The 12823-nt window shown below is 68.0% G+C and carries 10 protein-coding genes and 2 pseudogenes; 3 read left to right on the forward strand and 9 right to left on the reverse strand.

Annotated elements, in window-relative coordinates:
- Positions 1 to 9 precede the first annotated feature (9 nt).
- From ABL843_RS17090 to ABL843_RS17105, 4 genes are all read right to left on the reverse strand, one after another.
- Complete coding sequence (locus ABL843_RS17090; protein WP_418116614.1) at positions 10 to 1512, reverse strand: efflux transporter outer membrane subunit; 1503 nt, start codon at positions 1510 to 1512, stop codon at positions 10 to 12.
- Between the two features lie 25 nt (positions 1513 to 1537).
- Positions 1538 to 4816 carry an efflux RND transporter permease subunit gene (locus tag ABL843_RS17095; protein WP_418116616.1) on the reverse strand — a complete coding sequence of 1093 codons (3279 nt, stop codon included), beginning with the start codon at positions 4814 to 4816 and terminating at the stop codon, positions 1538 to 1540.
- Between the two features lie 166 nt (positions 4817 to 4982).
- A complete protein-coding gene (locus ABL843_RS17100) occupies positions 4983 to 6233 on the reverse strand; it encodes an efflux RND transporter periplasmic adaptor subunit (RefSeq protein ID WP_418116618.1) in 1251 nt (416 codons plus the stop codon).
- 146 nt (positions 6234 to 6379) lie between these two features.
- A complete protein-coding gene (locus ABL843_RS17105) occupies positions 6380 to 7264 on the reverse strand; it encodes an alpha/beta hydrolase (protein WP_418116620.1) in 885 nt (294 codons plus the stop codon).
- A 204-nt stretch (positions 7265 to 7468) separates the two neighbouring features.
- Here ABL843_RS17105 and ABL843_RS17110 point away from each other — a divergent pair, with 204 nt between their 5' ends.
- Positions 7469 to 8383, forward strand: coding sequence for a LysR family transcriptional regulator (locus ABL843_RS17110; RefSeq protein ID WP_418116621.1), 915 nt, complete (start codon positions 7469 to 7471; stop codon positions 8381 to 8383).
- Positions 8384 to 8581: 198 nt separating this feature from the next.
- Positions 8582 to 9319 (forward strand): flagellar brake protein, encoded by a 738-nt coding sequence (locus tag ABL843_RS17115; RefSeq protein ID WP_418116622.1) that lies wholly within the window; start codon positions 8582 to 8584, stop codon positions 9317 to 9319.
- 15 nt (positions 9320 to 9334) lie between these two features.
- On the opposite strand, the pseudogene ABL843_RS17120 reads toward ABL843_RS17115, so the two are convergent.
- A pseudogene (locus ABL843_RS17120) lies at positions 9335 to 9667 on the reverse strand (OsmC family protein); the annotation flags it as partial.
- Between the two features lie 68 nt (positions 9668 to 9735).
- Between ABL843_RS17120 and ABL843_RS17125 the strand changes: the two are divergent.
- Positions 9736 to 10871, forward strand: a protein-coding gene (locus ABL843_RS17125; protein WP_418116623.1) for an IS3 family transposase whose coding sequence is annotated in 2 segments (ribosomal slippage) — positions 9736 to 9997 and positions 9997 to 10871 — 1137 coding nt in all. Because the reading frame shifts where the segments join, the coding sequence is not laid out codon by codon here.
- 56 nt (positions 10872 to 10927) lie between these two features.
- Here the strand turns inward: ABL843_RS17125 and ABL843_RS17130 are convergent.
- From ABL843_RS17130 to ABL843_RS17145, 4 genes and pseudogenes are all read right to left on the reverse strand, one after another.
- A pseudogene (locus ABL843_RS17130) lies at positions 10928 to 11062 on the reverse strand (OsmC family peroxiredoxin); the annotation flags it as partial.
- A 54-nt stretch (positions 11063 to 11116) separates the two neighbouring features.
- On the reverse strand, positions 11117 to 11701 hold the full coding sequence (locus tag ABL843_RS17135) for a GNAT family N-acetyltransferase (RefSeq protein ID WP_418116624.1): 585 nt from the start codon (positions 11699 to 11701) through the stop codon (positions 11117 to 11119).
- Positions 11702 to 11709: 8 nt separating this feature from the next.
- Positions 11710 to 12438: an LrgB family protein gene (locus tag ABL843_RS17140; protein ID WP_184637503.1), complete on the reverse strand. Its 729-nt coding sequence runs from the start codon at positions 12436 to 12438 to the stop codon at positions 11710 to 11712.
- Positions 12439 to 12792 (reverse strand): CidA/LrgA family protein, encoded by a 354-nt coding sequence (locus ABL843_RS17145; RefSeq protein ID WP_369662084.1) that lies wholly within the window; start codon positions 12790 to 12792, stop codon positions 12439 to 12441.
- Positions 12793 to 12823 lie beyond the last annotated feature (31 nt).

Genomic DNA, 12823 nt, shown 5'->3' on the forward strand with positions numbered 1-12823 from the left:
CCGAGCGATTCAGCGCGCGGCCACCGTGGTCTGCGCGGTGCCGGCCGCAGCCACCGGCGCCGGCACGTCCCAGCCTCCGCCGATGGCGCGGATCAGCCCCACGGCCGCCTGGTACTGGGCCGACTTCACCTGCAGCGCCTGGCGGCGGTTGCGCAACTCGCTGCGGCGGGCGTCCAGCAGATCGAGCTGGCTGATGTAGCCGTTGCGGTAGCGCGTGTCCGACAGGCTCGTCGCACGGGCCGCCGAGGCGACGGCCTGCGCCTGCACCACCGACTGCTCCTGCAGCGTGCGGATGGCGGCCAGCTGGTCTTCCACCTCCTGGAAGGCCACCAGCACCTGCGTGCGGTAGCTGGCTAGTGCGCCGTCGAGCTGGGCGTTGGCGCCCTGCACGCCGGCCTCGCGGCGGCCGCCGTCGAAGATCGGCAGCGACAGCAGCGCACCCACGCCCCACGAGCGGGCCGACCACTTGAAGAGGTCGCCGATCTCGGGCGAGGCGTAGCCGGCGGCGCCGGTCAGCGAGATGTCGGGGAACCACGCGGCCTGCGCCACGCCGACGCGGGCCTGCGCCGCGAGCACGGCGCTCTGCGCGGCCGACACGTCGGGACGGCGCGTGAGCACCGTGGCCGGCACGCCCGGCGGAATGCTCGGCAGCGTGGTCGACCAGTCGGCGCCGCTCAGGCCGAAGCTGGAGGCCGAATCGCCCACCAGCACCGCGAGCGCATGCTCCACCTGGGCGCGCTGGCGGTCGAGCGCGAGCGCGTCCGATTCGGTGGACGACACCTCGGTCTGCACGCGCGCCACGTCGAGCTCGGCGATGTCGCCGGCCTGCTCGCGGCGCTGCGACAGGCGCAGCGTGTCGCGGTAGGCCTCGACCTGTTCGCGCACCAGCGCGCGCTCTGCATCGAGCGCGCGAAGCTGCAGATAGGTCTGCGCCACCTCGGCCTGCACCGCCAGGCGCGTGCTCTGCAGCAGCGCCTCGCGGCCGGCCGCGTCCAGGTTCGCCGCCTTGCTCGCGCCGGAGAGGCGGCCGAACAGGTCGACCTCGTACGAGAAGGTGGCGCCGATGTTGGTCATCGTGGCCGGGCGCGTGCTGGCGGTGGCCTTGTCCAGGCCCGCACCGCGGTTGGCGCCGGCGCTCAGGCCGATCTGCGGCAGGCGGTCGGCGTTGGCGCTGCGCGCCAGCGCGCGGGCCTCGGCCAGCCGCGCTGCCGCGGCCTGGATGTTGCCGTTGTTCACGTCGGCCTTCTCGACCAGCGAATTGAGCACCGGGTCGTTGAACGCCAGCCACCAGGCACCGCGCGGCTGAGCCTCCGCGGGCACTGCGCGCGTGAAGCCGGCGGGCGGCGTGGCGCCTTGTTGCTGCTCCTTGCCCTGCTCCTTGAACTGGGCGGTGGTCTGGATCTCGGGCAGGCCCGAGGGCACGGTGGCACAGCCGGCCAGCACCAGGGCGGCCATCAGCGGCAGCAAGGCAGTCCGCAGGGGCTTCACCAAGGGTTGTACTGAGAATTTCATGATCAGCTTTCTTCGTCTCGATCGATCAGTCATGCGAGCCGTGCGAGGGGCGCGGCGACGCAGGCATCGGGTTCAGACCGCCGCCGCCCGAGCCGCCGTGCGATGCAGGCGCCGCAGGATGGCCGGCCGACACGAAGTCCTCGCCGTGCGGCACCTGGCCATGCAGCTTGAGCTGGCGGTTGCCCGCGAGGCGGCGCATCAGTACGTAGAACACCGGCGTCAGGAACAGGCCGAAGGCCGTCACGCCGATCATCCCGGCGAACACCGCCACGCCCATCGCCTTGCGCATCTCCGAGCCCGCGCCGGTCGACAGCACGAGAGGCAGCACGCCCATCACGAAGGCCAGCGAGGTCATGAGGATCGGGCGCAGGCGCAGGCGGCTGGCTTCGATGGCCGCCTGCACGGGCGTGCGGCCGGCGAACTCGAGCTCCCGTGCGAACTCCACGATCAGGATCGCGTTCTTCGCACTCAGCCCCACTAGCACTATGAGCCCGATCTGCGTGAAGACGTTGTTGTCGCCCCCCGAGATCCACACGCCGGTCATCGCGGCCAGGATGCCCATCGGCACGATCAGGATGATCGCGATCGGCAGCGTCAGGCTCTCGTACTGCGCTGCCAGCACCAGGAACACCAGCAGGATGGCCAGCGGGAACACGAGGAAGGCGGAGTTGCCGGCCAGGATCTCCTGGTAGGTCAGCTCGGTCCATTCGAAGGTCACGCCCTTGGGCAGCGTCTCGGCTGCGATCTTCACGATCGCGTCCTGCGCCTGGCCCGAAGAATAGCCTGGCGCCGGTCCGCCGTTGATGTCGGCGGCGAGGTAGCCGTTGTAGCGCATGGCGCGCTCAGGCCCGAAGGTCGAATTCACCTTCATCAGCGCCGACAGCGGCACCATCTCGCCCGAGGTCGAGCGCACCTTCAAGAGGCCCACGTCTTCGGCACGGGCGCGGTAAGGCGCATCGGCCTGGACGCGCACGGAGTACGTGCGGCCGAACTTGTTGAAGTCGTTCGCATACAGGCTGCCGAGGTAGATCTGCATGGTGTCGAAGATGTCCGTCACCGGCACGCCGAGCTGGCGGGCCTTGGTGCGGTCGATGTCGGCGTACAGCTGCGGCACGTTGACCTGCCAGCTGGTGAACATGCCGGCCAGCTCGGGCGCCTGGTAGGCCTTGGCCATGAAGGCCTTCACCGCCGCGTCCATCTGGTCGTAACCCACCGAGCCGCGGTCTTCCAGCTGCAGCTTGAAGCCGCCGGTGGTGCCCAGGCCCGCCACCGGCGGCGGCGGGAACATCACGATGAAGGCGTCCTGGATGCCCGCGAAGGCCTGGTTCAGCTGTCCGGCCACCGCACCGCCGCTCTGGTCGGCGCGCTTGCGCTGGTCGAAGGGCTTGAGCGTGGCGAACACGATGCCCGAGTTGGAGCTGTTGGTGAAACCGTTGATCGACAGGCCCGGGAAGGCGATGGCGTCTTCCACGTTCGGGTTCTTCTTCATGATCTCGCCCATGCGCTGGATCACTTCGTCGGTGCGGTCCAGCGTGGCGCCATCGGGCAGCTGGGCGAAGCCGATCAGGTATTGCTTGTCCTGCGCCGGCACGAAGCCGCTGGGCACAGCCTTGAACAGGCCGAAGGTCACGCCGATCAGCGCGAGGTAGATCGCCAGCATTAGGGTCTTGCGCGAGATCACGCGCTTGACGCCGCCGCTGTAGGCCTCGGAGCCGCGATGGAAGAAGCGGTTGAAGCCGCGGAACAGCCAGCCAAAGGCGCGGTCCATGCCGCGCGTCAGCGCGTCCTTGGGCGCGTCGTGGCCGCGCAGCAGCAAGGCAGCGAGCGCTGGCGACAGCGTGAGCGAGTTGATGGCCGAGATCACCGTCGAGATCGCGATGGTCACCGCGAACTGGCGATAGAACTGGCCCGTGAGGCCACTGATGAAGGCCAGCGGCACGAACACGGCCACCAGCACCAGCGCGATGGCGATGATCGGGCCCGACACCTCGCGCATCGCGCGGTAGGTCGCTTCACGCGGCGTGAGCCCCGCCTCGATGTTGCGCTCCACGTTCTCCACCACCACGATGGCGTCGTCCACCACGATGCCGATGGCCAGCACAAGCCCGAACAGGCTCAGCGCGTTGATCGAGAAACCGAGCACGTGCAGCACAGCGAAGGTACCGATCACCGACACCGGCACGGCCAGCAGCGGGATGATGGAGGCGCGCCAGGTCTGCAGGAACAGGATCACGACCAGCACCACCAGCATGATGGCTTCGAGCAGCGTGTGGATCACCGACTCGATGGACGCGCGCACGAACTGCGTCGGGTCGTAGGCGATGCGGTATTCCAGGCCCTCGGGCATATTCTTGTTGAGCTCCGCCATCGTCTTGCGAACGTTGGCAGAGATGTCGAGCGCGTTGGAGCCCGGTGCCTGGAACACGCCCATGCCGACGGCCGGATCGTTGTTCAGCAGCGAACGCAGCGAGTAGTCGGCGGCGCCCATCTCCAGGCGGCCGATGTCGCGAAGACGCGTGACGGCGCCGTCGGTGCCGCTCTTGACGATGATGTCGCCGAACTCTTCCTCGCTCTGCAGGCGGCCCTGCGCATTGATCGAAAGCTGCATGTCCACGCCCGACAGGCCCGGCGAAGCGCCGACCACGCCAGCCGCGGCCTGCACGTTCTGGCCGCGGATGGCGGCCACCACGTCGGAAGCCGACAGGCCGCGCTGCGCGACCTTCTGCGGGTCGAGCCACACGCGCATGGAGTAGTCGCCGCCACCGAAGATCTGGACTTGGCCCACGCCTTCGATGCGCGCCAGCGGGTCCTTCACGTTCAGCACCGCGTAGTTGCGCAGGTAGTTGATGTCGTAGCGGTTGTTCGGCGAGACGAGGTGGACCACCATCGTCAGGTCGGGCGCGCTCTTGACGGTCGTGATGCCGAGACGGCGCACTTCCTCGGGCAGGCGCGGCTCGGCTTGCGAGACGCGGTTCTGCACGAGCTGCTGTGCCTTGTCGGGATCGGTACCCAGGCGGAACGTGACGGTGAGCGTCAGCACGCCGTCGGTGGTCGCCTGGCTGCCCATGTAGAGCATGCCTTCGACGCCGTTGATCTGCTCTTCGAGCGGGGTGGCCACTGTTTCAGCGATCACCTTCGGGTTGGCACCGGGATACTGGGCGCGCACCACCACCGAAGGCGGCGCGACTTCCGGGTACTCCGAGATCGGCAGACCGCGCAACGCGATCAGGCCGGCTATCAGCATCAACAGCGACAGCACGCCGGCAAAGATCGGCCGGTCGATGAAGAATTTTGAGAGATTCATGTTCGTTTACTCCACCGCGTCGTGCGCGGTCCACGCCGCGTGCAAGCACGCAGCATCCAAGTGGCTCCCATTTCAGGAACACCGCGGAACCGGCTTTGCCGGGCCGCTGGTGTTGCCCCCGTGCGGGGGTTGGCGGCTACACGAAGTGAGCAAGCCTGGGGGTGGTTCAAGATTTGGCGGCCTCTGCCACGCGTTCCGGTTGTTGTTGCTTGGGGTCGGCCTTGGCGTCCATCGTCACCTGCTGCGGCGCCACCACCGCACCCGGGCGGATGTGCTGCAGGCCGTTGACGATCACGCGGTCGCCCGCCTTCAGGCCCTTGCTCACGACACGCAGGCCGTTGATGGAGGCCCCGAGCGTCACTTCGCGGTAGACGGCCTTGCTGTCGTCACCCACGACCATCACGAACTTCTTGTTCTGGTCGGTGCCGATGGCGCGTTCGCTCACCAGCAGCGCGGTGTCGTTGCGGGCCTGGCCCATGCGGATGCGGGCGAACTGGCCGGGGATCAGGGCGCCGTCCTTGTTGTCGAACGAGGCACGAACGCGCACGGTGCCGCTGCGAGCATCGACCTGGTTGTCGATCAGCTGCAGCTTGCCGGTGAAGGGCGTGCCGTCCATGCCGGCGGTGCCCATCTGCACGGGGATGCTCTCGATCTGGCCGCGGGCGCTGGAGCCGCTGGGCAGTTCCTTCAGCGCGCGGGTGATGACCTGTTCGTCGGCATCGAAGCTCGCGTAGATCGGGCTCACCGACACCAGCGTGGTCAGCACCGGAGCGCCCGGACCGGCCGCCACCAGGTTGCCCACCGTCACCTCGATGCGGCCGATGCGGCCCGACACCGGGGCGCGCACCTGGGTGTAGCCCAGGTTCAGGCGCGCCGACTGCAGCGAGGCCTGGGCCGCGCGCAGGTTGGCTTCGGCTTCGCGGCCGGCGTTCACGCGCTCGTCGTACTCGCGCTGGGCGATGGCCTTGTCGTCCCACAGGCGCTTGGCGCGCTCCTGCTCGCTGCGGCTGAAGGACTGGCGGGCCTGCGCGGAAGCCACCTGCGCCTCGGCGCGCTCGACCTCGGCCGCGTACGGCGCGGGGTCGATGGTGACCAGCAGGTCGCCCTGCTTCACCAGCGCGCCTTCACGGAAGTGCACCGCCTGCACGGCGCCCGCGACGCGGGAGCGCACGTCGACGCGCTGCACGGCTTCGAGCCGGCCCGAGAACTCGTCCCAGGCGTTGATCTCGCTCGCCGCCACCGTAGCGACCGACACCGGTGTGGCCTGGGGCGCCGCCGGTGCGTTGTTGGCTTCGGCCTTGAAGCTGTACATGCCCACCACTGCCGCGGCCACGGCCAGCAGCGCGGTGAGGCCGGTCAGGGCGGGCCAGAGGCCCTTGCGGGCGGCGGAAGACAGCTTTTTCTCGTTGTTCGACATGATTTCAGTCCTTCTCGATGACTTTGGGATGCAACAAGCCACCCCGGCGCTTTTGGCACCAGGAGGCGGGATTTCAGGGAAAAAGGGGCCCCGGCACGCGGCCGCGCTGGCAGCGTGTCGATCAGGCAGCCGGTGACCGGCGGGAACTAGCTGGGGTGGTCGGCCGTCGCGGGCGGCGGCGTGGTCGCGCTGAAGAACTCGCGGAAGTGCTGCTGCACCGCCGCTTCACAGGCCACGCAGCCCGTGTTCTCGGTGTCGTACAGCGCCTTGGGCCAGTTCGAGGCGCTCGGCAGCACGCTGCTCGTGACCTCGATGCCTGCGGCGCGCAGGCGGTTGGCGAAGGTCATCGCCTCGTCGTGCATCGCGTCATCGGCGCCGACCAGCACCAGCGCCGGCGCCAGTGCCGAAAGCCGCAGCGATCCGCTGGGCACCGCATAGGGGTGCATGGCGTTCGAGGGGCAGCTGAGGTACTTCTCCCAGCCGCTGGCCCAGCGGCACTCGGGCGCGTCGCTGGTGGCGTTGCGCAGCGAGGCGGTGCCGGCGCAGGGGTCGAGCATGGGCGACAGCAGGATCTGGCCCGCGATCGGCGGATGGGCCCGGTCACGGGCGATCAGCGCCACGGCCGCCGCCAGGTTGCCGCCGGCTTCCTCGCCGGCCAGGTAGACCTGCGAGCCCTTGCCGCCGAGCTTGGTGCGTTGCTTGTAGAGCCATTCGAGGGCCGCATAGCCCACCTCGATGGGTTCCGGGAACGGCGACTGGGGCGCCAGCGGATAGGCCAGCGAGACCACCACCGCGCCCGCGCCGGCCAGCAGCCTGGCCACATTGCGGCCGTTGTCCAGGCCGCCGCAGACGAAGGTGCCGCCGTGGAAATGCAGCACCAGCGGCGCCACCTCCCCCTTGGCGCGCTGGCCGTACACGCGGGCACCGACCGGTTCGCGGCCGGGCAGCTCGATCGACAGATCGGCTTCCACGCCTTGTGCCGCAGCGCGGGCGGCGGCTTCGGCAGAACGGGACGATGGAACGGGTGACATGGGCGACCTCAGGGATTTGGGCGATGGTTGAAATATAAGTCGGCCGATCTGTCCATAAACAGGGTCGGCCGACCCCACTCTGTTTCCAAACGGACAACAATCAGCACAGCTCAAGGCAACAGGCGGTGCCACCGGAGGGAATTGTCTCCTTGTGTGAGAATCCGCCTCCCCCGGTGTGGGCCGGGTACCCAGAACAGGCATTCGATGGATCAAATCCAGGCCATGCGGATCTTCGTCCGCGTCGTGGAAGCCGGCACCTTCACCCGGGCAGCGGACTCGCTGGCCCTCCCCAAGGGCACGGTCACCAAGCAGATTCAGGCGCTCGAATCGCGCCTGCGCGTGAAGCTGCTCAACCGCACCACGCGCCGCGTCACGGTCACGCCCGACGGCGCGGCCTACTTCGAGCGGGCGGCGCGCCTGCTCAACGACTTCGACGACATGGAAGCCAGCATGACGAACGCGCAGGCCAACCCCACGGGGCGGCTGCGCATCGACGTCGGCACCTCGGTGGCCAGGCTGATCATCCTGCCCGCGCTGGCCACCTTCTGCGACCGCTACCCCGACATCCAGGTCGACCTGGGCGTGAGCGACCGCACCGTCGACCTGATCAGCGACAACGTCGACTGCGTGATCCGCGCGGGCGAACTCAGCGACCAGTCGCTGGTGGCGCGGCGCATCGGCACGCTCGACTTCGTCACCGTGGCCTCGCCGGCCTACGTGAAGCGATACGGCATCCCGCAGCACCCGAACGACATCGAGAAGCGCCACCACGTGGTGAGCTACTTCTCGGGCACCACGCGGCGCGTGTACCCGCACGAGTTCAAGAAGGGCGACGAGGTGATCGAGCTGAACGGCCCCTACCGGGTGTCCGTGAACGAGAGCAACGCGCACATCACGGCGGTGCTGGGCGGCTTCGGCATCTCGCAGTGCATCACCTTCATGGCCGAACCGCTGATCGAGAGCGGCGAGCTGGTTCAGATCCTGCCCGACTGGCACCGCGACCCGCTGCCGATCCACGTGGTGTACCCGCCCAACCGCCACCTGAGCGCGAAGGTGCGCGCCTTCGTGGACTGGGCGGCCGAGCTGTTCGCCAAGAATCCGAGGCTGCAGCGCCGCTGACTGCGCGGACTGCCGCTGCGGGAGCCAATCGGGCGGCGAATCCGTCTGCAGATCGCCGCGCAGCCCTAAATTCCGGCCGGCAAATGCCGTTAATCATTTCGGCTGCCTGCCGGAAACCCGTCCCGACACCTTCACCCGGCATCCGGCCCCGGGAGCCAGCCCGCCCATGCGCGCGCCGGAAAACAGACACACAAGCTCATGGATACAGAACAGTCGAACGCAGCCGAGCACACCAGCGAATTCGCCCGCCGCACACCGGCTGAGATCGGCGTGCACCTGCGCAACCTCGTCAGCCGCCGCGACAACCTCACGGTGCAGTACGCGGGCGGCCACCTCGTGACGCAGCTGCTCGACGTGGACACCCGCGCCCGCGTCTTCACCTTCGACTGGGGCGCCTCGCCCGAGCAGAACCAGGGCCTGCTGGCGGCGCCGCGCTGCCACTTCGAAGCCCAGCAGGACGGCGTGCGCATCGAGTTCTCCACTGCCTCGCCGCGCGAGACCCGCTACGAGGGCCTGCCGGCGTTCGAGGCCGACTTTCCCGAGATGCTCGTCTACCTGCAGCGGCGCGAGTACTTCCGCGTGGACGCGCCCATCGCCGATTCGTACACCTGCTCCGGCATCCTGCCCAACCGCGAGGCCTTCTCCTTCGAGGTGCAGGACCTGTCGCTGGGCGGCGTAGGCCTGCGCACCCGCGACGAACGCGCGGCCGCGTTGCCGGTCGGCACCTTCCTGCGGGACTGCGAACTGTCGCTGGGAGCGCTCGGGCGCCTCACGCTCGACCTGGAACTGGTGTCGCTGCGCCCCGGCATGCAGCCCAACGGCACGCCGCGCTACCAGCTGGGATTCCGCTTTCTTGCGCTGCCGCCCGGCGCCGAAAGCGCGCTGCAGCGCCTCGTCACCCGGCTCGAGATGAAGAGCCGCTCGCTGGTCGGCTGAATTCGCCCGGCCGGGTCAGAACACCGGCTCGCAGCGCACCTCGGTCTTCACCGAGTTGGCGATGAAGCATTCCTCGTGCGCCCGATGGTGCATCTGCTCGACCTGCTCGCGCGTGGGCAGGTTCTCGCCCGAGAAAATCACCTCGGGCCGCAGCGTGACCACCGTCATTGCCATCTTTCCTTCGGCGTTCTTCTCCATCACGCCGACGGCCGCATCGAAGTAGCGGTCGACCACGAACCTGCGCTTCACCGCCATCGTGAGGAACCACAGCATGTGGCAGTTCGAGAGCGACGCCACGAACATCTCCTCGGGGTCGACGGCCGATGCGTCGGACATCGGCAGCGGCACTGACCTGCCCCCTCCCGGCCGTACCAGCGTAATGGCAGCGAAGTCCGTCAACTTGGAGAATGACGGACATGAGAAAGAGCAGATACACCGAGGAGCAGATCATCGGTTTCATCAAGCAGGCCGAGGCCGGCCTGCCGATCAAGGAGCTGTGCCGCAAGGGCGGCTTCAGCGACGCCACCTTCTACAAGTGGCGAGCCAAGTACGGTGGCATGGAGGTGCCCGATGCGAGGCGACTGCGTGAACTGGAGGCGGAGAACAACAAGCTCAAAAAGCTGTTGGCCGAAGCCCACCTGGACATCCACGCGCTGAACACCGCCTTCGGGGTAAAGCGTTAGCCCCACAGGCCAAGCGTGCCGCCATCGCCACCATGATCGAGCAATGCGATCTGAGCGAGCGACGGGCGTGCAGGCTTGTGGGGCTCTCACGCGACAGTTGGCGCAACCCACCTGAGATCGATGCCATGACCCAGGAGCTCAGCAGCAAGATCGTCGAGATCGCGCATGTGCGCCGGCGCTTCGGCTATCGGCGCATCCACGACATGCTGCGCCCGCATTTCCCCGGCGTGAACCACAAGAAGGTCTACCGGCTCTACAGCGCGGCCAACCTGGCCGTGCGCAAGCGCAAGAAGGCCAAGCGGCCCGTCAGCGAGCGCGTGCCGCTGCAACTGGCCAGGACGGTCAATGAGGTCTGGAGCATGGACTTCGTCAGCGACAGCCTGAGCACCGGGCGGCGCATCAAGTGCCTGACGGTGGCCGACGACTTCAGCCGCGAGTGCGTGAGCATCTCGGTGGACTGGGGCATCTCTGGGCAGTACGTGACGCGGCTGCTGGACCAGGCGGCGGTCTTCAGAGGCTATCCGCTGGCCGTGCGCACGGACAACGGCCCCGAGTTCACCAGTCGCGCCTTCATGGGTTGGGCCCAGACCCATGGCATCCGCCACATCCTTATCGAGCCCGGGCGACCCATGCAGAACGGCTACATCGAGAGCTTCAACGGCAAATTCAGGGACGAGTGCCTGAACGAGCAGTGGTTCGAGACGCTGGTGCAGGCCAGGTCGGCCATCACCGCCTGGCGGCAGGACTACAACGAGGTCAGGCCGCACAGCAGTTGCAATCGCATGCCGCCAGCCAAGTTCGCCGAGCTGCATCGCCAGCGCGCTGGCGATGCAGCTCGGCCCAGCTCAAACACCACCGAGATCAATTAATCTTGCAACCCCGGACTTCCTCGTTATGAATGGCATGGCAAGAGGGGGCAGGTCAGCACCACGTGCGGCGACGAAGACGCGACCACTTCGGCGCCGCCGTCGAAGCGCAGCGAATGCCGCCGGCTGTAAGTGTTCGCGAGGAAGTCCTGCTCGCCGCGCAGCCAGAGGACTTCCGCCGTGTACTGGGTCATTTGATTCTTCTCCGGGCTCGGTTTGCGGGAGTGCGATTCTGCGCCAGGGGCGGTTCAGGCAAGCGCGATGCGGTAGCGCAGCTTCGTCACGCTTCCCTGGCTCGGCAGGGTGATGAAGGTCTCGACCAGCTCGCCGCCATTCGCCACGATCACCTTCTGCGAGGCGAAGTTGTCGGGGCTGGTCGTGATCTCCACGCGCTTGAGGCCTTCTCGCGCCGCGAGCTTGAGCATCGCGCCGAGCGCACGCGTGGCGTAGCCCCTGCGCTGCTTCCAGGGCACCACGCTGTAGCCGATGTGGCCCAGGCAGTAGAGCGGCAATGCGTCGGTGCCGGGCTGCCAGCGCAGGTCGATGCTGCCGCAGAACTCGCCGTCCCACATCCAGCACTTGTAGCTTGGCAGGCGCCTGACCTTGGAGCCGTCGGGCATGACGATGCGGCCGCCCTTCGCCTCGCGGTCGACCAGGCTCGCAAGGAAGCGGTCGGCGTTCGCCTTGATGGCGGCGCGGTCCTCGGCGCCCGATTCGGGCCGCGTCTCGTCGCGCGCCCAGCCGCGGTTGAGCGCGGAGACGTAGCTTGGCAGATAGGCCTTGGAAGGCCAGACCAGCTCCATCGGACGCGGCTCCACGCCAAGCTTGGCCATGAGCTTTCCTAGGCCCCCATCAGCTTCACGATCAGCGGCACCAGCAGCGCGGTGGCGATGCCGTTGAGCCCCATGGCGAGCGCAGAGAACGCGCCCGCCGTCTCGTTCACCTGGATGGCGCGCGCCGTGCCGATGCCGTGCGCCGCCATGCCGACCGCGAAGCCGCGCACCGCCGGCTCCCTGATGCGCAGCAGGTTCAGCAGGCCGGTGGCCATGATCGCGCCCGAGATACCCGCCACGGCCGCGGCCACCGCCGCCAGCGAAGGCAGCCCGCCTATCTTCTCGGCCACGCCCATCGCGATGGGCATGGTGGCCGACTTGGGCGCGAGCGACATCATCAGCTCGTGTGAACCGCCCAGCACCCAGGCGATGCCCACGGCCGAGACGATGGCTGCGACCGAACCGACGACCAGCGCCACGCCGATGGGCAGCCACAGCCGCCGCAGCCGGTCGATCTGCCCGTAGAGCGGCACGGCCAGCGCCACCGTGGCGGGGCCGATCAGGAAGTGCACGAACTTCGCGCCCTCGAAGTAGGTGTCGTAGGGCGTGCGCGTGAGCAGCAGCACGGTAACGATCACGATCACCGAGATCAGCACCGGGTTGACCATCGGGTTGCGCCCGCTGCGTGTGTGCAGCCACAGCGCCCCCAGGTACGCCAGCAGCGTGAGCGACAGCCACAGCAGCGGCGACTGGGCCAGGAACACCCAGATTTCGAAGAGCCTGGCGGGCGCGGTCATCTATTGGGCGTCCTTGCCGGTGATGCGGATCATCCAGCGGAAGGTGAGCGCGGTGACCGTCATGGTGAAGGCCGCCCCCACGATGCCGGCGGCGAGAAAAGGCAGCCACTCGCGCCCCACCCGCTCGAAATGCAGCATCACGCCGGTGACGGCCGGAATGAACAGCAGCATCAGGTTGCGCAGCAGATGGCCCGATGTTTCGTTCAGCACCTGCGGAACGCTGCCGCGCACCAGCAGGCCGATGAACAGGAAGACCATGCCGATCAGCGGTCCGGGAATGGGCAGCCCCAGCCACTGCACGAGCAGTTCGCCGGCAAGCTGGCAGAGGAAAAGCGTGGTGATGGCGTAGAGCATTCTTTCTTCTGTTCTTCTTCAGGTGTGGGTA

It is taken from the genome of Variovorax sp. 350MFTsu5.1, from assembly GCF_048302515.1.
Classification (GTDB): Bacteria; Pseudomonadota; Gammaproteobacteria; order Burkholderiales; family Burkholderiaceae_C; genus Variovorax; species Variovorax guangxiensis.